We start from the raw sequence: 25,812 nt of genomic DNA, 5'->3' as shown, positions 1-25,812 counted from the left end.
CGTGTCATGGCCGGCCTTCTGCCGCGGAGACCTCCTGGATCAGCAGGGCCACGAGACCGGACCAGCCGGTCTGGTGCGCCGCGCCGACGCCCCGGCCGGTATCGCCGTGGTAATACTCGTAGAACAGCACGAGATCGCGGAAATGCGGGTCGTCCTGTTCGATCCGGCTGTCCCCGTAGACCGGCCGATCGCCGCCTGGCGCGCGGGTCGAGAGACCGATGAGGCGGCGCGACAGCATCTCCGCGATCTCCTTGAGCGAGTAGGTCCGTCCCGAATGGGTCGGTGCCTCTACGCGGAAATCCGGCCCGTAATAGGCGTAGAACTGCTCCAGGCCGGCGATCAGCAAATAGTTCACCGGCATCCAGACCGGTCCGCGCCAGTTCGAGTTGCCCCCGAACAGGCGCGAGCGCGACTCCGCGGGCTCGTAGGCGAGCCCCATGTCGCGGCCGTTCCAGGGGAAGCAGAACGGCTGGTCCGCGTAGCTGCGCGAGACCGCCCGCAGGCCGTGCGCGGACAGGAACTCGGCTGGGTCGAGGGCGCGGTGCAGCAGCGCCTTCAATCGGTGCCCGCGCAGCAGGGACAGCAGCACGGTTTGGCCCTCGCCCGGCACGCTCCAGCGCGAGACCAGGGTCGCGAGGTCCGGCCGGTTCTCGAGGAAGAACCGCATCCGGTTCCGCAGCGAGGGCAGCTTCTCCAGGTCGCGCGTGCTGATCGTCGTGACGGCGAAGATCGGGATCAGCCCGACCATGGTGCGGACCCGGATCGGCAGGCGGCTTCCGTCCCGGGCCTCGATCACGTCGTAGAAGAACCCGTCCGCCTCGTCCCAGACTCCGTCGCCGGTCGCCGCCGCGATGAGCAGGAAATGCTCGAAGAACTTCTCCGCCATGTCCTCGTAGGTCGGATCCCGGAGCGCCAGCTCGATGGCGATGCGCATCAGGTTGAGCGCGTAGGCCGCCATCCAGGCGGTCGCGTCCGACTGAGTGAGGGTCGCGCCGTTGCCGACCGGCTTCGAGCGGTCGAAGATGCCGATGTTGTCGAGGCCGAGGAAGCCACCCTGGAACAGGTTGCGGTCGTCGGAATCCTTCCGATTCACCCACCAGGTGAAGTTCAGCGTGAGCTTGTTGAAGATCCGCTTCAGGAAGACGTGGTCCGGAAGGCCCGTCAATTTCCGGTCCAGCTCGAACACCCGCCAGGCGGCGAGCGCGTGGATCGGCGGGTTGGCATCGCCGAAGCCCCATTCGTAGGCCGGCAACGCCGCGTTCGGATGGGCATAGGCCTCGTCCACCAGGAGCAGCAGCTGGTTCTTGGCGAAGTCGGGGTCGAACAGCGCGAACACGATCGCCTGGAGGGCGAGATCCCAGGAGGCGAACCAGGGATATTCCCACGCATCCGGCATCGAGATGATGTCGTTGGCCCGCAGATGCGCCCAGTCGGCGTTGCGGCCGTGCCGGCGCTGGGGCGCGGGGGCCGGCTGGGCCGGGTCGCCCGCGAGCCACTCGCGCACGTCGTAATGGTAGAGCTGCTTGGACCAGAGCATCCCGGCCAGCGCCTGCCGCTGGACGAGCCGCATGTCGGGGTCGGTGATCGATGCTTGCAGGGCGGCGTAGAACGCGTCCGCTTCCGCCGCGCGGGTGGCGAACACCGCGTCGAAATCCGCGAACGGCTCGCCGGGGGCGGTCTCGGGTCGCAGGCGCAGCCGCAGCGTGCGGGTCTCGCCGGGGCCGAGATGCAGGTCGTAGCGCGCGGCGCATTTCGTGCCGGACAGGTGGTTGGCCGCCCCGGCCTCGCCCTGGACGACGCACCGGTCGATCCCGTCCTTGTAGAAACCCGCCTCCGGGCCGCTGCCGAACAGCATATGGGTGTTGGTCTCGTTCTCGGTGAACAGCAGCGCGGCCGCGTCCTCGGCGAAGAAGCGCATCGGCGGCACGCCAGGATGACGCGCCCAGACCGACCCGTCCGAGCCCGCCTCCAGCTCCGGCTTGGCGGTCCCGGCCTTCCAGGACCACAGGTTCCGTGCCCAGAGCTGCGGCAGGAGGGTGAGGCCGGCAGCCTCCGGGCCGCGATTGGTCACGCTGACACGCATCAGCAGGTCGTCGGGGGCCGCCTTGGCATAGGCGATCTCGACGTCGAAGTAGCGGCCCTCGTCGAACAGGCCGGTGTCGAGCAGCTCGAATTCCGGGTCGTCGAGGCCGCGGCGGCCGTTTTCCTCAACCAGGCGTTGATACGGGAACTCGGCCTGCGGATACTTGTACAGCATCCGCATGAAACTGTGGGTCGGGACGCCGTCGAGGTAGTAGTACAGCTCCTTCACGTCCTCGCCGTGGTTGCCCTCGGCGTTGGTGAGGCCGAACAGCCGCTCCTTCAGGATCGGATCGCGTCCGTTCCAAAGGGCCAGCGCGAGGCACCAGTTCAGGTGCCGGTCGCCGAAGCCCCCGATGCCGTCCTCGCCCCAGCGGTAGGCCCGGGACCGGGCGTGATCGTGGGGCAGGGACTCCCAGGCATCGCCGTCGGCGCTGTAATCCTCCCGGACCGTGCCCCACTGCCGGTCGCTGAGATACGGCCCCCAGCACCGCCAGGCCGGATCGGTCCGCGCCTGTACGAGGCGCTGTCCCTCGGCGGTGTCGAAGAGATCCGGGACGCGGTTCGGCTCGCTCATACGGACGATGCTCCCGGTTCGGTGGCTGACTTCGTGCGCGGATATTGCCGCGGTTCTACGGGGACAAGTGAATTCCAGCGCGCGACTTCTTCGGTCACGCTCATCCAACCTGCAAGCGGCGTTCTGGCGAACACAGGATAATCCATCCCGTCGTTCCGGGGCCGCAAAGCGGCGCCCCGGGATGACGGGTTGATGCTTCATGCGGCGACGTCAGACCTGAAATATCGGCGGATCGTATGTCCGTATGCGATTGCCCTGCTCGACCGCACCGAGCGTCCTCACCCGACGGACAGGATGCGCAACCCGTCCGGCCCGGCATCGACCGTCAGCGCCCGGTAATCCGGAATCGTCGCGTGCGTCGTCTCGATTGGCGCGTGGTGGGTCGCGGTGACCACCACGACGCTGGCGCCCGCCGCCTCGCCGGCCTGGATGCCGGCTGGCGCGTCCTCGAAGACGAGGCAATCCGAGGCCGCCACGCCCAGGCGCTCGGCACCCAGCAGGAAACAATCCGGCGCGGGCTTGCCCCGGGCGATATCTTCGGCGGCGATCAGCAGGGTCGGGACCGGCATGGTGGCGGCGTCCAGGCGGCGCAGGGCGAGCGCCCTCGGCGCCGAGGTCACGATCGCCCAGCGCTCCGGCGGCAGCGCGCGCAGGAACGCCCGGGCCCCCGGGATCTCGACGATGTCGCCGACATCGTCGATCTCGGCCCGGGTGATCGCCGCGGCCTCGGCCTCCGGGTCGACCCCGGGCAGGCCGAGCCGGCGGATCGTGTCCACCGAGCGGACCCCGTGAATGGTCGGCAGGAAGGTCGCCACGTCGAGGCCGTGGCCCTGCGCCCAACGCGTCCAGGCGCGCTCGGCGGAGGCGATCGAGCTGATGATCGTGCCGTCCATGTCGAACAGGAAGGCGGCGAAGCGGCGCGTCGGCGGGATTCGGGGCAGGATTTGAGATGTCATGCCCGGAGGGCTACGCGGACCCGGGCGGGCGGACAACCGCGCCGCACGCACGGCCGCCGTCCGCCCGGTCATCGCCAGCCGGCGTCAGGTGTCCGAGGTCTCGGAGCCCGGCGCCTGACGGTTGGCCGCGTGGTCCTGGTATTGGTCGGTCTGGACCGCCTTGCTGTCGAGCCCGCGCTCGTCGCTGTGGCGGGACTTGTCCCGGTTGCTCAGGACATCGTTCTCGCCCAGCACGCCGTCCGGAAGCTCGGTCATGCCGCCGGTGCCCGAGCTCTTGCCCTGACCGCCCGGTCCCATGTGGTGCTTGTCGGCCTTCGCCATGTCACGCTCCTCATCATCCAGGTGGTGTGGACGCCGGGAGATGGAGTCCGGGATCGGCGCGACAAGGCGGCCGGGCTCAGACGCCGTGGCCGCAGGGGCGAGCGCTTCACGGGCCGACGCCGATGGTGTAGCGCGGATACAACCCTGGACCGGATCCGGTCCGTACGCGCGAAAACCGTATCAGAGCCATGCCGAGCCGCATCGACGCCACCTTCGCCCGGGCCCGCGCGGAGAACCGGGCCGTCCTCGTCACCTACGTGATGGCGGGCGATCCCGATCCGGAGACCTCCCTGGAGGTCCTGAAGGCGCTGCCCGGCGCCGGCGCCGACATCCTGGAGTTCGGCCTGCCGTTCACCGACCCGATGGCCGACGGCCCGGCGATCCAGGCCGCGGGCCTGCGCGCCCTCAAGGCCGGCCAGGGTGTCGCCGGCACGCTCGACCTCGTGCGCCGCTTCCGGGCGGAGAACGACGGCACGCCGATCGTGCTGATGGGCTACTTCAACCCGATCCACACCTACGGGGTCGAGCGGTTCCTCGACGACGCGGTGGCGGCCGGTGTCGACGGGCTGATCGTGGTCGACCTGCCGCCGGAGGAGGATACCGAGCTGTGCCTGCCGGCTTTGGCCAAGGGGCTCGCCTTCATCCGGCTCGCCACGCCGACCACCGACGAGCGCCGCCTGCCGGCCGTCCTCGCGAACACCGCGGGCTTCGTCTACTACGTGTCGATCACCGGGATCACCGGCACGGCGACGCCGGATTTCGGCAAGGTCTCGGAGGCGGTCGCCCGCATTCGCCGCCACACCGACCTGCCCGTGGTGGTGGGGTTCGGGGTGAAGACCGGCGCCCACGCGACGGCGATCGCCAAGGGTGCCGACGGCGTCGTGGTCGGCTCGGCGCTGGTGGACACCCTGGTCCGCGGGCTGGATTCCGAGGGCCGGCCGCAAGCCGGCACCGTCCCCGCGGTGGCGGCCCTGGTCCGCGAACTCGCGGCCGGCGTGCGCGCGGGCGGCGCGGACCGGGCGGCCTGAACCCCGGATCACCGCGCGCCCTGGCGGCGGCGAACACGGCACCTGATATCAGCGCGAGCTTGAAGCGAACGGACGCGAGTCGATGGTCGAACCGATGAACTGGATCTCGGAGGTCGTGCGCCCCCGGATCAAGACCCTGTTCAAGCGCGAGACGCCGGAGAACCTCTGGGTCAAGTGCCCGGATACCGGCCAGATGGTGTTCCACAAGGAGGTGGAGGCGAATCACTGGGTGATCCCCGGCTCCGAGCATCACCTCAAGATGAGCGCCGCCGCGCGCCTCAAGATGATGTTCGACGAGGGCACCTGGATCGACGTGGCGCTCCCCGAGGTCGCCGTCGACCCGCTCAAGTTCCGCGACGAGAAGCGCTACGTCGACCGCCTCAAGGAGGCTCGCGCAAAGACCGGCCTGCAGGACGCGTTCAAGATCGGCTTCGGCCGGGTCGGCGGCCTGCCCATGACGCTGGCGGCGCAGGAATTCGGCTTCATGGCCGGCTCGCTGGGCATGGCGGCCGGCGAGGCCTTCGTCCGCGGCGCCGAGACCGCCCTGGAGAAGCGCACCCCCTACGTGCTGTTCTCGGCTTCCGGCGGGGCGCGCATGCAGGAGGGCATCCTGTCGCTGATGCAGATGCCCCGGACAACCGTGGCGGTGCGCCGGCTGAACGCCGCGCGCCTGCCCTACATCGTGGTGCTGACCAACCCGACCACCGGCGGCGTCACCGCCTCCTACGCCATGCTGGGCGACGTGCACCTGGCCGAGCCGGGCGCGCTGATCTGCTTCGCCGGTCCCCGGGTGATCGAGCAGACCATCCGGGAAAAGCTGCCGGACGGCTTCCAGCGGGCCGAGTACCTGCGCGAGCACGGCATGGTCGACCAAGTGGTCCACCGGCACGCCCTCAAGGAGACGATCGCACGGATCTGCGGCCTGCTGACCAACGCCGCGACGCCCGAGACGCCGGTCGTCCCCGCCCAGGCGGCGGCTTAGGCCACGCCATGACCTGCTCCGATGCCCTCATGGCGCGATTCCTCGCGCTCCATCCGCGCACCATCGACCTGTCGCTGGGGCGGATCGAGCGCTTGCTGGCCCGGCTGAACCACCCGGAGCGGCGCCTGCCGCCGGTGATCCACGTCGCCGGGACCAACGGCAAGGGCTCGACCATCGCGTTCATGCGGGCGATCCTGGAGGCCGGGAGCCTGGCGGCCCACGTCTACACCTCGCCGCACCTCGTGCGGTTCCACGAGCGGATCCGGCTCGGCGGCATCGGCGGCGGCCAGTTCGTGGACGAGGATCGGCTGGCCGACGCGTTCTCGCGCTGCGAGGCCGCCAACGACGGCCAACCGATCACCATGTTCGAGATCACCACGGCGGCGGCCTTGCTGCTGTTCTCCGAGAGCCCGGCCGACGTGCTGCTGCTCGAGGTCGGGCTGGGCGGCCGGCTCGACGCCACCAACGTCATCGCCCAGCCGGCCTGCGCGGTCGTCACGCCGATCGGGCGTGACCATGCCGAGTATCTCGGCGACACGGTCGAATCCGTGGCGGCCGAGAAAGCCGGGATCTTCAAGCGCGGCTGCCCGGCGGTGATCGCGGCGCAGGATTATGCCGAGGCGGACGCCGTGCTCTGCCGGCACGCCGAAGCCGTGGGCGCGACCCCGATCCGGGTCGGCAACCAGGATTTCTCCGCGCACGACGAGCGCGGCCGCATGGTCTACCAGGACGAGACCGACCTGTTCGACCTGCCCCGGCCGCGGCTCGCCGGGCGCCACCAACTGGTGAACGCCGCCACTGCGATCACGGCTCTGCGGGCCGCTGGATTCGGCGATATCGGCAACGCCGCGCTGGAGCGGGGCCTCACGGAGGTCGATTGGCCCGGCCGGCTGCAGCGACTCGGCCGTGGGCGCCTCGCCGCACAGCTCGAGCCCGGCGCGGAGCTGTGGCTCGACGGCGGTCACAACATCGACGGCGGCCGGATCCTCGCCGCCGCCATGGCCGATCTCGGCGAACGCAGCGACGTGCCGCTGGTACTGATCGTCGGCTTGCTGAGCACCAAGGACGCCGACGGCTTCCTGCGCAACTTCGTCGGGCTGGCCCGGGCGCTCATCGCGGTCCCGATCACCACCTCGTTGGCGGCACGGCCGGCCGAGGAGGTGGCACGCATCGGCGAGGCGGTCGGTCTCTCGACCCGGACCGCCCCGAGCGTCGAGGCCGCCCTCGGTCAGGTGAAAGACATCGTCTTCGAGCAGCCGCCGCGGATCCTGATCTGCGGCTCGCTGTACTTGGCCGGACTTGTGCTCGCCGCCAACGACACGCCCCCCGTCTGATTCGGCGCGCGCCTTTGTCTTGAGCGCTGGCTTTTTTCGGCGTTTCGGTTAGTGGCCCGGCAAGCGTCGTCGATTCGCCGCATTCGGAGGCGCGAATTGCCTCCAACGGCTACGCTTTCACCCTGCTGTGGCAGCTTAGCTACATCCTCGTCAGGACCAATCGCCTAGCTTTGGCGTCGATCGGGCTTGTGCTGGGGATCACAGTAATGAAGACGCTTCTCACCTCTCTGGCGGCGTTCACCGCGCTGACCGCGGCGGCCACCGCCGCCGACCTGCCGCGCCGCGCTCCGCCGCCGGTGTTCACCCCCGTTCCGGTGTTCACCTGGACTGGCTTCTACTTCGGTATCAACGCCGGCTACGGCTTCGATGCCAGCAGCAGCGACAGCAACCGCGGCTTCGTCCAGACCGCCGGCAGCCCGGCCGTCCAGACCGCCGGTGGCCTTGTGCCGTACCGCGCCCTGGCGCCGCTCGGCTCCTCGCTGATCTACAACCGCAACAACCGCGAAGGTTTCTCGGGCGGTGGTCAGATCGGCTACAACTATCAGTTCACCCCGGGCTCGGGTATCGTGATCGGCTTCGAGGCCGACGCCCAGTACCTCGATTTCGGTGGCCGTCCGCGCTACGCCACGAACGCCGCCGCCATCAACCCGTCCTTCGTTCCGGTCAACGGCACGCTGAACACGCTGGACTTCTTCGGCACCGTGCGCGGCCGCCTCGGCTACGCCTTCGACAAGACCCTCGTGTACGCCACCGGCGGCTTCGCCTACGCCACCGGCACCGATGACGGCGCCCGCGTCGGCCTGCAGAACTTCGCCGGCCGTCGGGACGACTTCAAGACCGGCTACACCGTCGGCGGCGGCGCCGAGTTCGCGCTCCCCACCGATTCGTTCCTGAACTTCTTCCGGTCCTCGGCCGTGACGTTCAAGGTCGAAGGTCTGTACGTGAGCCTCGACCGCAACCGCACCGGCCTGCCGCTGGTCGGTGCTGCCGTCACCGGCGCTGGCGTCCTGCCGGTCTACTCCGTTGCCACGTCCAGCCGGAACACGAACGACTTCGCCGTCGTCCGCGCCGGTCTGAACTACAAGTTCGGCTCGTACTAAGACCGAGCGCATGGTCCCGGGCGCAAAGCCCGGGACTTGAAAAACGGGTCTCGAAACGGAGAAAGCCCGGCCTCTCGGCCGGGCTTTCTTATTGACGCGACACCCGAAAATGTCAGTCGCTTACGCGACCTGCGCGCCGATCCAGCGGGAAAGGTCGCCCTTCGGGGCGGCGCCGACCTTCTGGTCGACCCGCTCGCCGTTCTTGAACAGCAGCAGCGTCGGGATCGAGCGGATGCCGTACTGGGCGGCGATCTGCGGGTTCTCGTCGACGTTGACCTTGGCGATCTTCACCTTGCCCTGGAGATCGGTGGCGATCTCTTCGAGCGCCGGGCCGATCTGGCGGCAGGGGCCGCACCATTCCGCCCAGAAATCGACCACGACGGGCTCGGCGGACTTGAGAACGTCCTGCTCGAAGCTCGCGTCGGTTACCTTGACCGTCGCCATAACGTCACCTTTCAGAACCGGCCGCCGATCGGGCGGCCTCGGACGGGCAGGGGCCCGCGCGGTTCGATCAGACTTGGCGACGGGCCGCCGCGCGGTCAAGAAGCCGCGCAGGCCGCACGGCGCGGCGGCACGGGAGGCGCGTCACGATGTGCGCTGGCGCATGCGGGACCGGGGGGCTGAGAGAACGCCCTTTCGGAAAAGACCGTCGCAGTGCGGTTTTTTTTCCCGAGCGGACGCTTTTCGCGGTCCCCCAAAAACATCGTTTCGAACGTCGGCCGCTGGAAGTCCGAAAACGACGATGCGCGATCCCGGAGAAGCGACTCAGTCAACCACACCCGACTGAGATCGCGCGCCGCCCTAGCTTGCCGCGCTGCGTCTCCAATCACGGCGTGCGCCGGGAGAACGGATTGATTCGATCGGGCGCCATCGGTCCCGGGCGCGGCCGTCCCGACTCGGACATGCGGAAGTCAGCCCTCGATTCCGGCTTGGTCCAGCGCCGACCGGATATCGGCTGCGCTCAGCGTCCGGATCACCGGACCCGACGTCCAGATCAGCATCGGCCGAATCGTCCGGTCCGGATAAATCTCGCCGAGCAGGTGCGCGTAGAGCGCGATCTGTCCGGCTTCCGTAGGCGGTAGCGGTGCATCCTCGGGCGGTGGGCGGCCGGTCTTGAAGTCGGCGATCCGGATCGTGTCGGCCGCGACGGAGAGGCGGTCGACGCGGCCCTGCACCACCCGTTCGCCGCCGCCGGTCCTGACACGGCCGGACAGGTTCACCTCCGCTCGGGCGTCGGATGCGAACAGGGGGGCGAGGTCCGGATCGTCGATGATCCGCATCACCGATCGGACGATGCCCGAGGTTGCAGGCCGCGGCAGGCCGGGGGCGCGGGCTCGCACGAAGGCGAGGCCGGCCGCCTCCCGGCGTCCGGGCTCGACCCGGGGCAGGTGCTGCAGCAGGGAATGGATCAGGATGCCCCGACGCCGCGCCTGGGCGTCCGCGAGGCGCGGCGGGGGCACCCGGGTGCCGTCGGCCGCCTGCAGGGCGCCGGACGGGTTGAGGACCGGGATCTCTGGTTCCGGCGGCACGGGGCTGCGCAGCCAATCCGGCTCCGGCTTCGTCATCGCGATCGGCGACGGCGTCTCCGGCGGACGGTGCTGCGTCTCGACGCCGTCCTGCCAGAGCGTTGCGGGTCCGTAGGGCAGCTCCAGGGCCTGCCCGGTGCCGAGGGCGGCTTCCAGCCCGGCCCGGACCATCCGGCACCAGGCGGCCTCGCTCTCGCGCTCGTGGCCCCGGAACGGCGCTACGATCAGCCGGTCCGCGGCCCGGGTCATCGCCACGTAGAGCAGGCGGTTGTGCTCCTGCCGCGCCCGGGCGAGCAGGGCCGCGCGGGCCTCGCCGGTGGCGGCGCAATCCTGCGTCTTCCCGCTGGACCAGACCGGCGGCAGCATCGCGCGGCCGGCCGGCAGCGGCAGAAGCGGCGGGTCGTTGCGCCCGAGCGGCTCGCAGCCGTCGATCACCACGACGACCGGCGCCTCCAAGCCCTTGGCCCCGTGCACGGTCATCACCCGGACCTCGTCGCGGCCCGATTCCATATCGCGCTTGACCGTGTGGCCGGCCTCGGCTCCCACGTAGCGGGCCAGAAAGCCGCCGAGCGAGGGCGCGTCCTCGCCGGTCTCGGCCTGGGCGGCGGCGGCCAGGAAGACGTCGATGGCGTCGCCGGCCTCGCCCCCGAGCCGGGCAACCAGCTTGGCCCGCCCGCCCTGCGGCCCGAGCAGCCGCGCGTAGAAGCCGAACGGGCCGTGCAGACCCGCCAGGGCGATCCAGTCCGAGAGCGCGGCGAGCCCGCGGATCGCCGCGGCATCCCCAGCCTCGGCGTGCCGGTGCAGGGAATCCTCCAGGGTCTCGGACAGGTCCCGGCGTGCGGCGAGCCGGACCAGATCCTCGTCGGTGAGGCCGACCAGCGGCGTCTTGAGCGCGGTGGCGAGCGTCAAATCGTCGGCCGGCAGCAGGCCGGCCCGTCCGGCGGCCACGAGGTCGGCCACCGCGATATGGGCCGAGACCTCCAGCCGGTCCTGGCCGGCGACAGGGACGCCGAGGCCCTTCAGGGACCGGATCACCTCCTCGAAGGCCGGCCCGCGCTTGCGCACCAGGATCAGCACGTCGCCGGGGCGCCAGACCCGACCGGTGGCGTCGCCCTGGATCGTCCAGGTGCGCACCGCCTGCGCCACACGCCGCGCGGTGACGATCGCCGGGGCGCTGGTCTCGGGCGCGTCCACGGGCGCCGTCCAGGCATCCGGCTCCGGGGCGGGCTCTGGCTCGGCGATCGGCCACAACTCCACCGCCCCGGGGACGCCCGGCCGGGCGCTGGCATGAACGGTCCGACGGGCCACGTCTTCGAACGACAGGCCCTCGTTGTGCGCGTCGAGGGCGAATACCGCATCGACCGCCTGGAGCACCATCCCGGTCGAGCGGAACGACAGGGTCAGCGGCACGTCCTCGAACGTCAGCCCGGCCGCCCGCGATTCCTGGATCCAGGCCGCCCGGGTGAGCGCGAATTCCCGCGGCTCGGCGCCCTGGAAGCCGTAGATCGACTGTTTCGGGTCGCCCACCGCGAACCGGGTCCGGGTCCCGGCCCGGGCGCCCTCGCCGGCGGCGAATTCCTGGGTGATCGCCCGCAGGATCTCCCACTGCTCCGGGTTGGTATCCTGCGCCTCGTCGACCAGCACGTGGTCGATGCCGCGGTCGAGCTTGTACAGCACCCAGCCGGCCCCGACCCGGGCCAGCAGGTCCAGGGCCTTGTGGATCAGGTCGTCGAAATCGAGCGCGCCGAGCCGGGCCTTCTGGGCCTCGACCCGGCGCTGGATCTCGGCGGCGAGCTGGAACAGGGCCTGGGTGCGGGCATGCGCCCGCGCGGCGCGCAAGTGATCGAACAGCGGTTCCAGCCGGTCGCGCTCGGCGATCAGGCTCGCCTTCACGTCGGGTGGGACACCCTTGGTGCCGAGGCTGGTGTCGGCCTTGGGCTCGTCCTTCTGGGTGAAGAACACCCCACGGTAGAGATCGAGCGCCTCGGACCGGTCCGGCAGATCCTCGGATCGCGCCCGCTCGGCCTCGGCCCCCGCCAGGGCGTCGGCGAGCTTCTCGTCGTTGGCCTTGCCGGTGCGCAATCCCGTGATCAGCGCCGGCCGGTCCTCGGGTCTGCAGCCCGGGCCGCCGTCCAGGATCGTGGCCTCGACAGCCTCCGCGTTCTCTTCGTCGGCTAGCCCGAGTGCCCCGTGCAGGTCTGCGAAGGAACGGTCCATAAGGGCGCGGTCGCCGATCAGACTTCGCGCACGCAACGCCGAGCGGATCGCCGCCCGCAGGGTGTCGCCCGTCGCCTCCGGGGTGACCCGCGCCAGCGCCTCACTGAGCGGCGTGTCGCCATTCGACACCGCGTCGGCCAGCACGTTGGCCATCTCGATGTCGAAGATTTCCCGGGCCTTGGTCTCGTCGAGCACCACGAACCGCGCCGGAACGTTCGCCTCGAACGGGAACATGTGCAGCAGCCGTTCGCACAGGGCGTGCAACGTCTCGATCTTCAGGCCCCCCGGCGTCTCCACCGCCCGGGCGAACAGCCGCCGCGCCATGCGCAGGCGCTCGGCGTCGGCGCGCTCGCCGGTCAGCGCCACGAGCTCCGCCGCCAGCGCGGCATCGTCGAGCGTCACCCAGCGGCCGAGCAGGCGGAACACCCGGATCGCCATGTTGGCGGCCGCCGCCTTGGTGAAGGTCAGACACAGGATCCGGCCCGGGGGCGCCCCATCGAGGAGCAGCCGCACGACGCGGTCGGTGAGCACCTTGGTCTTGCCCGCACCGGCATTGGCCGACACCCAGGCCGAGGCGCGGGGATCGGCCGCCCGGCGCTGGTTGGCCTGGGTCAGGTCGTCGACGACGAAGGGTCTGGACGCGGGTACGCTGCTCAAGGTCTCGTCCGGGTCGGCTGGCGGACCTCTCTACAACAGAAACGCCGCCGCGGGCCGAGCAAGGCGTCACACCGGGCGTTGCGGGATTGCCCCCGGCGCAGCCGCGCCGCATGGATGCAGCCACCCGCCACGCGACACCGAAAACGCCCGTGACCCAGCCGACATCCGAGCCGGCGCGCCCGCCGATCCGCTTCCGCGGCCGCTCCTTCATGGCCACCGTGCTCGCCCCCGTGCCGCCCGTGGCCGAGTGGCTCGGCGACCTCGACGCCCTGAACCGCCGCGCGCCCAACTTCTTCGCCGGCCGGCCGGTGATCCTCGACCTCGCCGGTCTGCGACTCACCCGCGAGGATCTCGACGGCCTGCTCGCCGAACTCGCCGTCCGCCGGATCGCGATCCTGGGCATCGAGGGCGCGCCGCCCGCGATCCTCACCCCCGAACTGCCGCCGGCGCTCTCGGGCGGCCGCCCGGCCGGCGAGGTCGCCACCCCGGGTGAGGATGCGCCCGCCGAGCCGGCCGCCAAGGAGATCGCCCGGTCGCTGATCCTGGATGTGCCGGTGCGCTCGGGCCAGACCGTGCTGCATCTCGAAGGCGACGTGACTGTGCTCGGCGCCGTGGCCTCGGGGGCCGAGGTAATCGCGGGCGGGTCGATCCACGTCTACGGTGCCCTGCGCGGCCGCGCGGTCGCGGGCGCCGCCGGCAATCCCGGCGCTCGGATCTGGTGCCGTCGATTCGAGCCGGAACTGGTGGCGATCGACGGCCTCTACCGCGCCGCCGACGACCTCGACCCGACCTTCCAGGGGCAGGCCGTGGAGGTGCGGCTCGTGGAGGACGCGATCAAGCTCAGTCTGTTCGAGCGCGGGTAAGGAAGCGACTTACCATCTTCCCGGGCGCCCGCCCGACGAACAGTCGGAATCCATTTCCCCACCGGATGGTCTGACGCCGGACTATGCGAAGATTTGACAATTCGATCGCAAACGCGAGGCCTGAAACAGCGCCGCGAGAAATACGTTTTCGTGTCGATGTTTAAGACGAATCAGCCGACCCTTCAGGCGCTCGCGTGCCGACGGGCGGGACGCAAACGCTGAGGTGCGGATTGTCCCCGATGACGGGGTCCGAGGTCCGCACAGATCCGCCGATACCAGGATCCCGGCAGAATTTGCCGACCGGATCCAAAACTTAACCCTTCGGTAACCATGCCAGCCGTCAATGGTCCGGTAAGGACTCTTAACGGGCCGACATGAGCGAAACCCTCCCCGAGCCGATCGAAGACCCGCAGACCGCCCCCGCGGCGGCTCCTGCGCCCCGGCCGCTCAGCCTTCGCGGGCGGGCGTTCAAGGGCCTCGCCCTCACCCCCGAGCCGCCGCTTCCCGAGTGGCTTGCGGGCCTCGACGCGGCGCTGAAGCGCTCGCCGACCCTGCTGAAAGGCCGGGCCGTCATCTTGGATTGCGCCCAGTTCAAGCCTGAGCCGGACGCGCTCGAAACGTTAATGAACGAACTTAAGGCCCGTGGCATCACGGTTCTGGGGATCGAGGGGATCGACGCCGTCGCTGCTGGATTCCCACCGCTGCTGGTGCAGGGGCGTCCGTCGGACACGGTCGAGATGCCGGCGGCGCCCGCCGAGCCGGAGCCGCAGGTGGTCACCTCGATCACCGTCGAAGGCTCGGTCCGCTCCGGTCAGAGCGTGATCAACCCGACCGGCGACGTAACCGTGATGGGGTCGGTCTCCTCGGGGGCCGAGATCCTCGCCGGCGGGTCGATCCACGTCTACGGCGCTCTGCGCGGTCGCGCGATCGCCGGTGCCGCGCGCAACCCGCGCGCACGAATCTACTGCCGCAAATTCGAGCCCGAGTTGCTGGGGATCGACCGCCTTGTGCGGACGGCGGAGGACATGGGCACGGCCCTGCGCGGCAAGGCCGCTCAGGTCTGGCTCGATGGCGGCAACATCCGAATGGCAAGCCTGGATTAATCCAGTTCTGGATCAAGGGAGATCGACGCGTGGCAAAGGTTCTCGTCGTCACATCGGGCAAGGGCGGCGTCGGCAAGACGACGACGACCGCGGCCCTCGGAGCGGCCCTGGCACAGGGTGGACAGAGCGTGTGCGTCGTCGATTTCGACGTCGGCCTGCGCAACCTCGACCTGGTCATGGGTGCCGAGCGCCGGGTGGTCTATGACCTCATCAACGTCGTCAACGGCGACGCAAAGCTGCCGCAGGCCCTGATCAAGGACAAGCGGCTCGACACCCTGCACCTGCTGCCGGCCTCGCAGACCCGCGACAAGGACGCGCTCACCGATGCGGGCGTCGCCCGGGTGATGGAAGAGCTGCGTGACCGGTTCGACTGGGTGGTGTGCGACTCGCCCGCCGGCATCGAGCGCGGCGCCCAGCTCGCCATGCACCACGCCGACGTGGCCGTGGTGGTGACCAATCCCGAGGTCTCCTCGGTGCGCGACTCCGATCGGATCATCGGGCTGCTCGATTCCAAGACCGCCAAGGCGGAGAAGGGCGAGGAGATGGAGAAGCACCTCATCCTCACCCGCTACGACCCAATGCGGGCCGACCGCGGCGACATGCTCAAGACCGAGGACGTGCTCGACATCCTGTCGATCCCGCTGCTCGCGATCATCCCCGAGAGCCAGGAAGTGCTGCGCGCTTCGAACCTCGGCTGCCCGGTCACCCTCAACAACCCCCTCTGTGCCCCGGCGCGGGCCTACGCCGATGCGGCGCGCCGGCTGAAGGGCGAGGACGTGCCGATGAGCATGCCGACCGAGCGGAAGTCGTTCCTCGACAAGCTGTTCATGCGGAGGGCGGCATGAGCATCCTCGGCATCTTCCAGAAGCGCAATTCCGGCGCGGTCGCCCGCGACCGCCTGCAACTGATCCTCGCCCACGAGCGCGCCGAGTCGGGTCGCCCCGACCTGGTGATCCAGCTCCGCGAGGAGATCCTGGCGGTGATCGCCAACCACGTCTCGGTCGAGCCGGACAAGGTGAAGGTCACCCTGGAGCGCGGCGAGGGCGTCTCGACGCTGGGCCTCGACATCGAGCTTCCGCTCGGTGCCTCGGCCAAGCTCGATGCGAAGCTGGCGGCCAAGCTCGCCGAGGTCGCGGCCAACAAAGTCGGGCGCAAACCCGCCGCCAAGAAGGCCGCTTGAGCCGGGCCGGGATCGTCACCGCCTGCACGAACCTGCGCAAGCCGCGCCCGCGAAGCCGGGCGCGGCTTCGTCATGTCGATCTCGACCACGCGTGGTTACGCCCCATCTCGCTTCGGCGGCGATAGGCCGTCGATCGCGTCGGGAGAATGGACCGTGCCGAGCGCCCTCACGGATGACGGGATCCGCCTCCATTACGAGGAGAGCGGACGCGGTACGCCGCTGATCTTCGTGCACGAGTTCGCGGGGGACCACCGCAGCTACGAGGCGCAGCTTCGCCATTTTAGCCGACGCTATCGCGCCATCGCGTTCAACGCCCGGGGTTACCCGCCGTCCGACGTTCCGAACGCCGTCTCGGCTTATTCGCAGGCCCGCGCCGCCGACGACATCCTGGCGATCCTCGATCATATCGGCGCTGCGCGCGCCCACGTGGCCGGAATCTCGATGGGCGCCTTCGCGACCCTGCACTTCGGGCTGCGCCATCCCCACCGCGCCCTGTCCCTGTGCCTCGGCGGCTGCGGCTACGGCGCGGAACCCGACCGGCAGGACCTGTTTCGCGCCGAGGCCGAGGCAACCGCGACGATCCTGCGGCGGGACGGCATGGAGGCTTTCGCCGAGCGCTATGCCTACGGGCCGACCCGGGTCCAGTTCGAGACCAAGGATCCCCGCGGGCACGCCGAATTCAAGCGCATGCTGGCCGAGCATTCTGCGATCGGATCGGCCAACACCCAGGCGGGTGTGCAGAAGGGGCGACCGTCATTGTACGACCTGCAGGATGCGCTGGCGCAGATCGCCGTGCCGACCCTGATCGTTTCCGGCGATGAGGACTGGCCCTGCCTCGCTCCGAGCCTGATGCTGAAACAGGTCATCCCGTCGGCCGCGCTGGCGATCCTGCCCAATACCGGCCACGCGCTCAGCGTCGAGGAGCCCGACGCCTACAACCGCCTGCTGGGTGAGTTCCTGGCGCAGGTCGAGGCCGGGCGCTGGCCGCTGCGGGATCCGCGGGCGATCTCGACCACCATCACGGGTATCAAGGGCTGACCGGCTCCCGCGGGATGAGCCGGAACTTCGCGAAGCGCTGAGGCTGCGTGGTGACCACGGCGTGGGGCAGGATCGGTTCCCGGTCCTCCAGTTCGAGCCGGAACCGGGCCAGCAGCCGTGCCAGCGACAGCACCGTCTCGATCAGCGCGAATTGGGCGCCGATGCAGACGCGCGGGCCGGCCCCGAAGGGCAGGTAGGAGAACCGCGCCGGCGGCTTCGCGTCGGGCAGGAAGCGTCCGGGGTCGAACGCTTCCGGGTCCGACCAGAGCAACCGGTGCCGGTGAAGAACCCAGGGGCTGACCATCACGATGTCGCTCTTCCTGACCGGATGGCCGGCGAGGGTGTCCGGGCCGAGCGCCCGCCGCACGATCACGAACGCCGCCGGGTACAGGCGCAGGGTCTCGTCCACCGTCGCCCGGATCAGTGGCAGGCGCCCGTCGCTCTGGCAGCCGGTCGGATTGCTGAGGTCGGCGGCCCGCGCCTCGGCGGCAAGCCGCTCCTGCAGTTCGGGGGCGAGCGCCAGCATGTAGGCGGCCCAGAACAGGGTGCCGGCCGTGGTCTCGTGGCCGGCCAGGATCATGGTTGCGACCTGGTCCCGCAATTCGGCCGCACTGAACGGCGCGCCGGTATCGGGGTTGCGGGCGGTGGCGAGCAGGTCGAGCAGGTCTCCGGAATGGCCCTCGTCCCGTGCCGCAGCCTGGCGGGCCGCGATGATACGGTCGAGGAACGGGATCCACCGTCGCCGGAACCGCCCCCGGGCCCAATCGAGCGGCACCGGCCAGCCGGGCGGGATCACGATGTCGAGGAGGTGCGGGCGGCCGATCTTGACGCTGTACTCGGCGATGAAGTCGCGCAGCTCCGGACCGTACCGGTCCATCCCGACCGAGAACATGCTCCGCCCGGCGATCTCGAGCGCCAGCCGATGGAAGGCTGCGAACAGGTCGATCGGACCCTCGGCCGCCTCGGAGACGATGCGATCCATCCCGTCGTTCACGGCAGCGGCGATGTGCGGCACGAGGCCATCGATCGCCCGGGGCGTGAATGCCGGCGCCAGTGTGCGGCGCTGGTGGCGCCAGGCCGAGCCTTCGCTGATCAGCAGGCCGTCGCCCAGGATCGGCCGCAGGATCCGCATCGTCCCGGTGGTGCGGGCGTAATTGGCCTGGTTCTCCACCAGGAAGTGCCGGATCGCCTCGGGGTCGTTCAGGACGTAGCTCGACCGCCCGAGCAGGCCGCGCCGTGTGATCGGCTCCTCGAACGCGCGCCGGGGGAAGCCCGCCAGGCCGTTGTCGCGGATGGAGCGTAGATAGTCCGGAAGCGGAAGCTCGCGCTCCGCCAGGGCCGGGTGCGGCGGCACCAGGCGCGGAAGGCCGGCGAGGCTCGGATCCGTCCGGTCCGAAGTCGCGATCGCGTCCGATGATGGGGGCATGTCTGCCCATTCTGTGACGGAGTCGCGCCGGACTGTAAACCGTCGGATCGCCCCGGTCGTGCGCCCCGGCACCGTCAAGCGCGACTCACTCGGCGGCGTTGCGCAGGCGGGACTCGTTCGGCCGAAGCTGCAATCGTGCTGGAAAGCGGGCCGCCTCGGCCTCGCTCGACAGGCTCGCCACGAGACTGCCATGGGGTAGCACCGCGCCCGTCACGTCGAGCAGCGTATCGACCCCACGCTCCAACTGCTCGCTCACCCGGTCCACCACCAGGATCTCCGGATCGCGCAGCAGCGCCCGTGCCAGGCCGATCCGGACACGCACCCGCTCGGTGAGCAGCAGGCCGCGATTGCCGACCTGCTTGTCGAGGCCGCGCCGCTGGACCGGGCGCTCCAAGTCGAACTCGCGGAACACCGCCCGGGCCTCGCGCTGGATGATCGCCTCGCCGTGCATGCGCGCCGTGTCGATACGGCCGAACAGCAGGTTGTCGAGGACGGTGCTGCGCGGATTGATCCGGTTCGGGTCGTACGATTCGATGTCGCAGCCGTCGTGCCCGTGCATGAACGCCTGGACCACGCCCCGCGCCCCGACGATCCGGAGCAGGAGCGGCTGGTCGAGCAGACCGAAGCGCATCCGCGGCTCGACGTAGGCGAGGGCGAGCGCCATGAACGCCACGCTGTCCGCCTCGTCCAGCCGGCCCTCCGCGGGCAAGCGGGCGAGCCGGCGCAGGTAATCGGGCAGGGCGTCCGGGGTGATCAGCGAGAAGCGCCGGAACAGCGGGTGACCGGGCGGCACGTCGGCGAAGATGTCCTTGAGGTTCTGGGCGATCGCCACGCCCATGCGGTCGAGTTCGTCCAGCAGCTTCACCCGCTCCAGCGCTTCGCGGAACAGGCGCACCCCCGCGAGCCGTCGCGGATCCGTCAGCGTCGGGTCGCGCGGAACCCCGAACATCAGGTTCTCGGCGACGGTCGCCTGCGCGTTGAAGCTGCCCCGCGAGAACGGGATCACGAGGTCCGCGAGCCCACTCTTGGCGAAATGCTCGCGCAGATGCTCCCGGGCGGCGATCATGCGGCGGCCTGCCGGCGTGTCGTGGACGACCGTGCTCAGGGCTCCTAAACCGAATCGATAGAGGTCGTCGCCGAGATCCAGGCGGAACATCAGGTCTAGCAGGCGTTCGTCGAGTTCGCGGGCATCGCGGACGCCGAACCGGGCGTAGTCAATCCAGGGATCGTCGATGCTGTCCGCCGGATTGCCGGTCTTCACCGCCTCGTTGATCCGCGTCTTGCTGAGATCGATGCCGCGGGTCCGCAGCGGCTGGATTCGTAGCCCGTACAGCAGGTTGTCGCGCACCGTCCCGGGGAACAGGACGGGTTCGAGATCCGCGAAGGCGATACGGCGGGAGCGGACGGCCCGCGGCAGGGTCGACAGGTCGTGATCGCCGACCCGGACCGTGCCGCCGGGCGGGACGCGCAGCCCAGCGAGCACCCGAGCGAATTCCTGTGCGATCGGCCCCGGCGGCACCAGCGCGAGCCGAGACGGCAGATCGGCCTCGACGTCCGTGGTCTCGATCGGCAGCCCCCCCTGGGGATCCCGCAGCGCCAGCGCCTCCACGCGCAGCGGTCCGCCGAGGCGTGGCAGTGTCGCCCGCGAGTCCCGTTCCGCCGGCTGGAGGCGCTGCGGCCCGAAATGCGCCGCCACGGTCTCGTACTTCACCTCGACGTCGAGGCGCTGCTGATCCCAGTCGATCAGCTCCTTCAGGGGAGGTGGGAGATCGCGATAGGCGGCGAGCACCGCCACGAGCTGGCCGATATCGAGCTCGCCCTTGAGCGCGAACACGCCGCCGATGGCGTAGAACAGGAACGGCGTCACCTGCGCGAGCAGGTTGTTCAGGTACTTGACCGCGAATTTTCGCCGATAGATGCGCAGGCGCAGGTCGTAGAGGCTGTACAGCCGGCCGCCGATTTCGGCCCGTTCCCAACGTCCGGTGTCGTTGAGCGTCACCGCCGGCAGGCCGTCGAGCACTTCGGCGACCCGGCCCGCGAGGTTGCGCGAGGCGATCTGGCGCTGGCGGCTCAGCAGGATGATCTGGCGCCGGAGGCGCGGGATCACGGTCATCTGCACCGCCACCATCCCGCCGGCCGCGAGGCCGAGCCAGACGTTCTGCATCATGATGAACGCCAGGGCGGTGGCTGCCTGGGTTCCCAGGAAGACCGGCACCACGATCGCGTCGCCGATGAACGAGCCGATCGGCTCGACCTCGTCCCGGATGATCGTCGCCGTCTCTGAGGATTTCACCTCCCGCTGCGCCTCGGGGGTAAAGCGCAGCATCAGGGAGAACAGCTGATAGCGCAGCCGGCGCAGCATCCGCTCGCCCAGAATACCCTTCTGCAGGTTGATCCAGAACTTGAAGGCGCCGTTGATCAGGACGAGCGTGAGGAACAGGGTCGAGAGGCCCAGCAGCAGCTCGAATCGGTCGAACTGGAAGCCCTCGAACAGCCGCGTCGTCCCGCCGCCCAGCAGGTCCGGCCAATCGATCGTGATCTCCAAGAAGGGTGCGGTCGCCTCGCCGTGCGCGAAGGCCTTGCCGGTGATGGCATCGTTGACGATGCGCTTGGGCAGATCGAGGGAGGCGAAGTAGAACGGCAGCGAGGCCAGGACCACCGCGCAGATCTTGAGCTGGTCGGCCTTCGAGTAGCGCCAGATATACGGGAAGAGCCGCGGCTCAAGCTCGCGCATCGGATCCGTCCGGTGAAAGCCCGTCCTGGCGAAATCGATGCGAGCCGGGTGTGCGCGCACGCACAGATCTGAGCGAAAACTCCATCGAACGACGCGGTTCCATCCCTCGGGCTCGACGCCGCGCGCGATCGTCAGCGCGGCGGCACGATGACGTCACTGCCCTGAGGCCGGACGGCAGCGTCATCGCGGCGTCATATAGGGCATGCCGGCCACCCGGCGGCACCCTTCGATCACGGAACGGCTACCAGCGAAGACTGCGCGTCCGTACGGCGCTGCGGATCGGAGCGATCGCTTCAGGTCGCCTTGAACGCACCAGCTCCGGCCGGCGCATCTCGGCCGCACCACCGGAGGCGCGCAACACGATCGACGCGGTGCCGAATCGAGGCGGGCGGCCGACGCGTCCATGCCGCTGCCGATCGCCGTCTCGCGTGCCGTTCTTCTATGCCTGGTCATCGGATCCGCCCGTTTGGGCCCATGTCCCGCTGCCGGTCTCGGACGGGGAGGGGCGGCGAATCGCCACCGCCAGCCGGCCCGCGCGGACGACGGTCGATCGCCAATGGAACGACGCCCGACAATCACCGTAGCCGGCGTCCGCGAAGATACACGTGTGCGAGCGCGCGAATTTCGATTTCTTCCGCCAGTGAATTCTCTGTCGCGACCTGTGGTTTATTGGGGTATGGGCGTTCCGTAATACACCGGCATGCGTGCGGCGGCCTTGCCGCGGGGCGCGCGGGCTTATATTGCGACGCAACCATCACGACTCCGTACCTCACCCGGCGCGGACGGCCGCGCCGCGCGGCCGCCAGGGAGCCGGCACAACCCGTTTCGGGCCACCATGAATCTGCGCAACATCGCCATCATTGCCCACGTCGACCACGGCAAGACGACGCTCGTCGACAAGCTGCTGGCCCAGTCCGGCACCTTCCGCGAGAATCAGCGGGTCGAGGAGCGGGCGATGGACTCCAACGACTTGGAGAAGGAGCGTGGCATCACGATCCTGGCCAAGGCGACCTCGGTCGTGTGGGAGGACACCCGCGTCAACATCGTCGACACCCCCGGCCACGCCGATTTCGGCGGTGAGGTCGAGCGCATCCTGTCGATGGTCGATGGCGTGATCGTGCTGGTGGATGCCGCCGAGGGGCCGATGCCCCAGACCAAGTTCGTGGTCGGCAAGGCCCTCAAGATCGGTCTCCGCCCGATCGTGGCGATCAACAAGGTCGATCGTCCGGATGCGCGCATCAACGAGGTCGTGAACGAGGTGTTCGACCTGTTCGCGGCGCTCGACGCCACCGACGAGCAGCTCGATTTTCCGATCTTGTACGGGTCAGGCCGCAACGGCTGGATGGCCGACACCCCCGAGGCGGATCCGTCGGTGGGCCTCAAGCCGCTGTTCGAACTCGTGCTCAAGCACGTGCCGCCGGCCAAGGTCGAGGAAGGTCCGTTCCGGATGCTCGGCACCCTGCTGGAGGCCAACCCGTTCCTCGGTCGCATCATTACCGGCCGCATAGCCTCCGGTACCGTCAAGCCGAACCAGCAGATCAAGGTACTGTCGCGGGACGGCAAGGTGGTTGAGACCGGCCGCGTCTCCAAGATTTTGGCCTTCCGGGGCCTGGAGCGCGCGCCGATCGATATCGGCGAGGCGGGCGACATCGTCTCGATCGCCGGCCTGATCAAGGGTACGGTGGCCGACACGTTCTGCGATCCCCAGGTGGACACCCCGATCCAGGCTCAGCCGATCGATCCGCCGACCGTGACCATGTCGTTCATCGTCAACGATTCGCCGCTTGCCGGCACCGAGGGTGACAAGGTCACCAGCCGCATGATCCGCGATCGCCTGTTCAAGGAGGGCGAGGGTAACGTCACGCTCAAGATCGAGGAAGCGTCCGACAAGGACTCGTTCTACGTGTCCGGCCGTGGTGAGCTTCAGCTCGCCATCTTGATCGAGACCATGCGGCGCGAGGGCTTCGAGATCGCTGTCTCCCGTCCCCGCGTCGTCTACGAGAAGGACGAGAGCGGCGAGCTCCTCGAGCCGATCGAGGAGGTCGTGATCGACGTCGACGAGGAGCATTCCGGCGTCGTCGTCCAGAAGATGTCGGAGCGGAAGGCCGAGATGCTGGAGATGCGCCCTTCGGGCGGCGATCGCCTGCGCCTCGTGTTCCACGCCCCGACCCGCGGCCTGATCGGCTACCAGGGTGAGTTGCTCACCGACACCCGCGGCACGGCGATCATGAACCGCCTGTTCAAGGCCTACGAGCCTTTCAAGGGCGAGATCGCGGGCCGGCGCAACGGCGTGCTGATCTCCAACGACAAGGGCGAGGCCGTGGCCTACGCCATGTGGAACCTCGAGGATCGCGGCCCGATGATGATCGAGCCCGGCTGGAAGGTTTATCAGGGCATGATCATCGGCGAGCATAACCGCGAGAACGATCTCGAGGTGAACGTGCTCAAGGGCAAGAAGCTCACCAACATTCGCACCACCTCGAAGGACGAGGCCGTTCGCCTGACGCCGCCGATCCGCATGACCCTCGAGCGTTCGCTCGCCTGGATCCAGGACGACGAACTGGTCGAGGTGACGCCGAAGTCGATCCGGTTGCGCAAGACGGTGCTGGACCCGAACGACCGCAAGCGCGTCGAGCGGTCGTCTAAGGACACTGCCGCCTGAGCTGAATGCGCGGCAACCGGGCACTCAGCTCCGGTTGCCGACGGGACTATAGGCTGGTCCCTTGTTGACCCACAGGACAGCGTTGCCAGGGCAGATTGCCTTGGCGGCCCGTCCCGGGTGGGCCGCGTGAACCCAGTGATCTCGATGCCCATCGACCCGCATTCCAGCCAGCAGGCTCGCCCGGCTGCACCTTTTCGGGTCGGTCAGGACGGAGACGGCCGCTGGATCGCCGTGGAGACCGGCGGCAGGGCAGGGGGATTGTTCCGGACCCAGCGGGACGCCATCCGCTACGCCTGTGCCGTAACTGGCTGCCGCCCGGACGAGGTCGCGCTGGCTGTCGAGCCGCTCAACTTCCGCGTGTCGTAAAAACCAAGGACGCTCTGGTTTCGGGCCGTTGGGCGAGGGCCCGCTTCGCTGTGTCCGCGCGGGCAATGGCGTTTTTCGCCAGATCCCAAAACGTTCGCCGTCGGACTGCCATTCTGCTTCGTGTGATGTCAGGCCGTCGCACTTTGGCGCCGAAAAGGCCGTGAACGCGTAGCCGCAGCCTGCCGCTGACGACGAGGCACAACCCCATCGCCATCGTTTCTTGAACGGGCTCTCAACTGCTGCCCGGGTCGGTTTCGTCGTTTTGGCTGTCTCCGCCCTGGGGGCCCATCCCAGGATTACCGTCGGTCTTCTCGTTTGGGTCCTTTACCGCGTCGGGGGCGACGTTGGCCGGCTTCTTCGGCTTCGGATCTTCGCGCTCGCTCACGGTTTATGCTCCTGCTCGACGCGGTAATGGCCGTCGGCGACTTTCTCATCGGCGGCTGGGCCGCGGGATGCCTTCTGGTCCGAATGACCGCCCGAGGAACCGCCGACCGCTGGTGGTGCCCGTCCGGGCTCGCCGGATTGACCCCAACCTTCCTTGGGCTCGGCCTTCGGCGCGCCGGCTCCCCCCATATCGGTGATCGCCGCCTGTTCGGAGGTCTGATGACCGCCACCCGCAGGGTGTTCACCCGGCGTGCCCACCGTGTCGTCGGGCTTGCGGGTGACCGTGCCGGAATCGCTGGTGAGCCGGGCCATCAGCGCTTCCCGTCGTCTTGGCCGACCGCCGCGGTTGCACGATCGATGGCCTCGTTCATGTTCGCGCCCTTGCCGAAATCGCCCTGAAGCTTCTTCAGGTTCTCCGGGGGTGTCTCGGCCTCGGTTGCGTCCGTAGCATCCGATCCGGGCGTTCCGGACGCGATTCGGGCCGCCTCTGCGTCGCCGGCCGGATTGCGCTTCAGGTCGGCCTGGGTGTTGGCCGGCAATCCCACGTCGAGGGGCGAGTCCTGGCCGAGATCCTGGCCGTTGCGGTCGGCATTGGCGTCGAAGTCCTTCAACGACGGCCGTTTCGTCTGATCTGCCATGGCTGCTGCCTCTCGTTCGTCGCGCTGTGGCGGGACAACGGGGGCGGGTGGTCAGGGTTGCGTCGGGCCAGCCGGTCCAGCTCGGGTTGATCGTGCGACTGAGGCCTCAAGGGCCCACGATCTTCGGCACGACGTTCTGCGTCAGCGCCAACACCGCATCCTCGGCGTGTCCGGGACTGTCCGCCCGGGCCTGGATCGTCAGCAGGTCGCCGTCACGCAGGATCACTGCGGTCGATCCCCCGCCATTCCCCAGCGCATAGACGGTGATCCACCCGACCGCCGGACTGACCGGCAGGGCTGAGAGGCGGCAATCGGGGTTCTGCTTGATGCAGAGCGATTCGAGTTTCGCCAGTGATGTCTCGCCGGTCCGTACGCGCTTCTCGGTCCCGTCGGTCAGGCGTCCGAGTTGAACCTCGACGTTCGGCGATCCCTTGCACGGGGAGCAGGTCAGGTTGAGGTCCAACGGAGTCGCCTGGACGGTTGCCATGCTGCCGATCGCGACGCGGACCGGGTCCAAGAGGCCCGTGAGGTCGTGGCTGACGAAGCCTTGCGCCCGCGCGGCCGGGGCAACGAGGCAGCCGAGAAGTATGAGGAGGTAACGCATAGGGGCCAATCCATCCGGTCACGGGTTCGCCGGCGTC

22 protein-coding genes are annotated in these 25,812 nt (G+C 69.3%); 11 read left to right on the top strand and 11 right to left on the bottom strand.

Annotated elements, in window-relative coordinates; genetic code table 11:
• Positions 1–4: 4 nt before the first annotated feature.
• The 3 genes from ACYQPG_RS26535 to ACYQPG_RS26525 all read right to left on the bottom strand — a co-directional run bounded on the left by ACYQPG_RS26535 (position 5) and on the right by ACYQPG_RS26525 (position 3,933).
• Complete coding sequence (locus tag ACYQPG_RS26535) at positions 5–2,656, bottom strand: MGH1-like glycoside hydrolase domain-containing protein (RefSeq protein ID WP_461232069.1); 2,652 nt, start codon at positions 2,654–2,656, stop codon at positions 5–7.
• Positions 2,657–2,934: 278 nt separating this feature from the next.
• Positions 2,935–3,612 carry an HAD family hydrolase gene (locus ACYQPG_RS26530; protein ID WP_147906782.1) on the bottom strand — a complete coding sequence of 226 codons (678 nt, stop codon included), beginning with the start codon at positions 3,610–3,612 and terminating at the stop codon, positions 2,935–2,937.
• Positions 3,613–3,696: 84 nt separating this feature from the next.
• Positions 3,697–3,933, bottom strand: a complete 237-nt coding sequence (locus tag ACYQPG_RS26525; RefSeq protein WP_147906783.1) for a hypothetical protein — start codon at positions 3,931–3,933, stop codon at positions 3,697–3,699.
• A 188-nt stretch (positions 3,934–4,121) separates the two neighbouring features.
• Here ACYQPG_RS26525 and trpA point away from each other — a divergent pair, with 188 nt between their 5' ends.
• The 4 genes from trpA (at position 4,122) to ACYQPG_RS26505 (ending at position 8,377) form a co-directional block, all read left to right on the top strand.
• Positions 4,122–4,961 (top strand): tryptophan synthase subunit alpha, encoded by an 840-nt coding sequence (gene trpA, locus ACYQPG_RS26520; RefSeq protein ID WP_147906784.1) that lies wholly within the window; start codon positions 4,122–4,124, stop codon positions 4,959–4,961.
• A gap of 82 nt (positions 4,962–5,043) precedes the next feature.
• Positions 5,044–5,943, top strand: coding sequence for an acetyl-CoA carboxylase, carboxyltransferase subunit beta (accD, locus tag ACYQPG_RS26515; RefSeq protein WP_147906785.1), 900 nt, complete (start codon positions 5,044–5,046; stop codon positions 5,941–5,943).
• A gap of 8 nt (positions 5,944–5,951) precedes the next feature.
• Positions 5,952–7,277, top strand: coding sequence for a bifunctional folylpolyglutamate synthase/dihydrofolate synthase (locus ACYQPG_RS26510; RefSeq protein WP_461232068.1), 1,326 nt, complete (start codon positions 5,952–5,954; stop codon positions 7,275–7,277).
• 206 nt (positions 7,278–7,483) lie between these two features.
• Positions 7,484–8,377: an outer membrane protein gene (locus ACYQPG_RS26505; protein ID WP_147906787.1), complete on the top strand. Its 894-nt coding sequence runs from the start codon at positions 7,484–7,486 to the stop codon at positions 8,375–8,377.
• A 120-nt stretch (positions 8,378–8,497) separates the two neighbouring features.
• Here the strand turns inward: ACYQPG_RS26505 and trxA are convergent, their stop codons facing one another.
• Both trxA and addA read right to left on the bottom strand, forming a co-directional pair.
• Positions 8,498–8,821, bottom strand: a complete 324-nt coding sequence (trxA, locus tag ACYQPG_RS26500; RefSeq protein WP_007561219.1) for a thioredoxin — start codon at positions 8,819–8,821, stop codon at positions 8,498–8,500.
• Positions 8,822–9,288: 467 nt separating this feature from the next.
• The gene (gene addA / locus ACYQPG_RS26495; RefSeq protein ID WP_461232067.1) at positions 9,289–12,777 is read right to left on the bottom strand and encodes a double-strand break repair helicase AddA; all 3,489 of its coding nucleotides are present in this window, start codon (positions 12,775–12,777) and stop codon (positions 9,289–9,291) included.
• Between the two features lie 110 nt (positions 12,778–12,887).
• Here addA and minC (ACYQPG_RS26490) point away from each other — a divergent pair, with 110 nt between their 5' ends.
• The 5 genes from minC (ACYQPG_RS26490) (at position 12,888) to ACYQPG_RS26470 (ending at position 16,961) form a co-directional block, all read left to right on the top strand.
• Positions 12,888–13,640, top strand: a complete 753-nt coding sequence (minC, locus tag ACYQPG_RS26490; protein ID WP_419830644.1) for a septum site-determining protein MinC — start codon at positions 12,888–12,890, stop codon at positions 13,638–13,640.
• Between the two features lie 374 nt (positions 13,641–14,014).
• Complete coding sequence (gene minC, locus ACYQPG_RS26485; protein ID WP_461232066.1) at positions 14,015–14,743, top strand: septum site-determining protein MinC; 729 nt, start codon at positions 14,015–14,017, stop codon at positions 14,741–14,743.
• A gap of 29 nt (positions 14,744–14,772) precedes the next feature.
• Complete coding sequence (minD, locus tag ACYQPG_RS26480; RefSeq protein ID WP_147906791.1) at positions 14,773–15,588, top strand: septum site-determining protein MinD; 816 nt, start codon at positions 14,773–14,775, stop codon at positions 15,586–15,588.
• Positions 15,585–15,923 carry a cell division topological specificity factor MinE gene (gene minE / locus ACYQPG_RS26475; protein ID WP_007561229.1) on the top strand — a complete coding sequence of 113 codons (339 nt, stop codon included), beginning with the start codon at positions 15,585–15,587 and terminating at the stop codon, positions 15,921–15,923. The genes minD and minE overlap by 4 nt, the downstream gene beginning before the upstream one ends.
• Positions 15,924–16,076: 153 nt before the next feature.
• Positions 16,077–16,961 carry an alpha/beta fold hydrolase gene (locus ACYQPG_RS26470; RefSeq protein ID WP_419830643.1) on the top strand — a complete coding sequence of 295 codons (885 nt, stop codon included), beginning with the start codon at positions 16,077–16,079 and terminating at the stop codon, positions 16,959–16,961.
• Here the strand turns inward: ACYQPG_RS26470 and ACYQPG_RS26465 are convergent.
• Positions 16,951–18,387, bottom strand: coding sequence for a cytochrome P450 (locus ACYQPG_RS26465; RefSeq protein ID WP_419830642.1), 1,437 nt, complete (start codon positions 18,385–18,387; stop codon positions 16,951–16,953). The genes ACYQPG_RS26470 and ACYQPG_RS26465 overlap by 11 nt on opposite strands.
• Positions 18,388–18,472: 85 nt before the next feature.
• Positions 18,473–21,121 (bottom strand): ABC transporter transmembrane domain-containing protein, encoded by a 2,649-nt coding sequence (locus tag ACYQPG_RS26460; RefSeq protein WP_461232065.1) that lies wholly within the window; start codon positions 21,119–21,121, stop codon positions 18,473–18,475.
• An 835-nt stretch (positions 21,122–21,956) separates the two neighbouring features.
• On the opposite strand from ACYQPG_RS26460, the gene typA reads away from it, so the two are divergent.
• A complete protein-coding gene (typA, locus tag ACYQPG_RS26455; RefSeq protein WP_147937600.1) occupies positions 21,957–23,783 on the top strand; it encodes a translational GTPase TypA in 1,827 nt (608 codons plus the stop codon).
• Between the two features lie 126 nt (positions 23,784–23,909).
• The gene (locus ACYQPG_RS26450) at positions 23,910–24,149 is read left to right on the top strand and encodes an RAG2 PHD domain containing protein (RefSeq protein ID WP_348642414.1); all 240 of its coding nucleotides are present in this window, start codon (positions 23,910–23,912) and stop codon (positions 24,147–24,149) included.
• A gap of 232 nt (positions 24,150–24,381) precedes the next feature.
• On the opposite strand, the gene ACYQPG_RS26445 is transcribed toward ACYQPG_RS26450, so the two are convergent.
• From ACYQPG_RS26445 to ACYQPG_RS26430, 4 genes are all read right to left on the bottom strand, one after another.
• Positions 24,382–24,534: a hypothetical protein gene (locus tag ACYQPG_RS26445; protein WP_461232064.1), complete on the bottom strand. Its 153-nt coding sequence runs from the start codon at positions 24,532–24,534 to the stop codon at positions 24,382–24,384.
• Positions 24,531–24,845, bottom strand: a complete 315-nt coding sequence (locus tag ACYQPG_RS26440; RefSeq protein WP_147906795.1) for a hypothetical protein — start codon at positions 24,843–24,845, stop codon at positions 24,531–24,533. The genes ACYQPG_RS26445 and ACYQPG_RS26440 overlap by 4 nt, the downstream gene beginning before the upstream one ends.
• Positions 24,845–25,171: a hypothetical protein gene (locus ACYQPG_RS26435; protein WP_147906796.1), complete on the bottom strand. Its 327-nt coding sequence runs from the start codon at positions 25,169–25,171 to the stop codon at positions 24,845–24,847. The genes ACYQPG_RS26440 and ACYQPG_RS26435 overlap by 1 nt, the downstream gene beginning before the upstream one ends.
• Before the next feature lie 106 nt (positions 25,172–25,277).
• A complete protein-coding gene (locus tag ACYQPG_RS26430; protein ID WP_147906797.1) occupies positions 25,278–25,775 on the bottom strand; it encodes a hypothetical protein in 498 nt (165 codons plus the stop codon).
• Between the last annotated feature and the right edge of the window lie 37 nt (positions 25,776–25,812).

The sequence above is a fragment of the Methylobacterium sp. CM6246 genome, assembly GCF_054818005.1.
The sequence above is the reverse complement of the archived record's forward strand: the minus strand, read 5'-3'. Positions and strand labels throughout refer to the sequence as shown.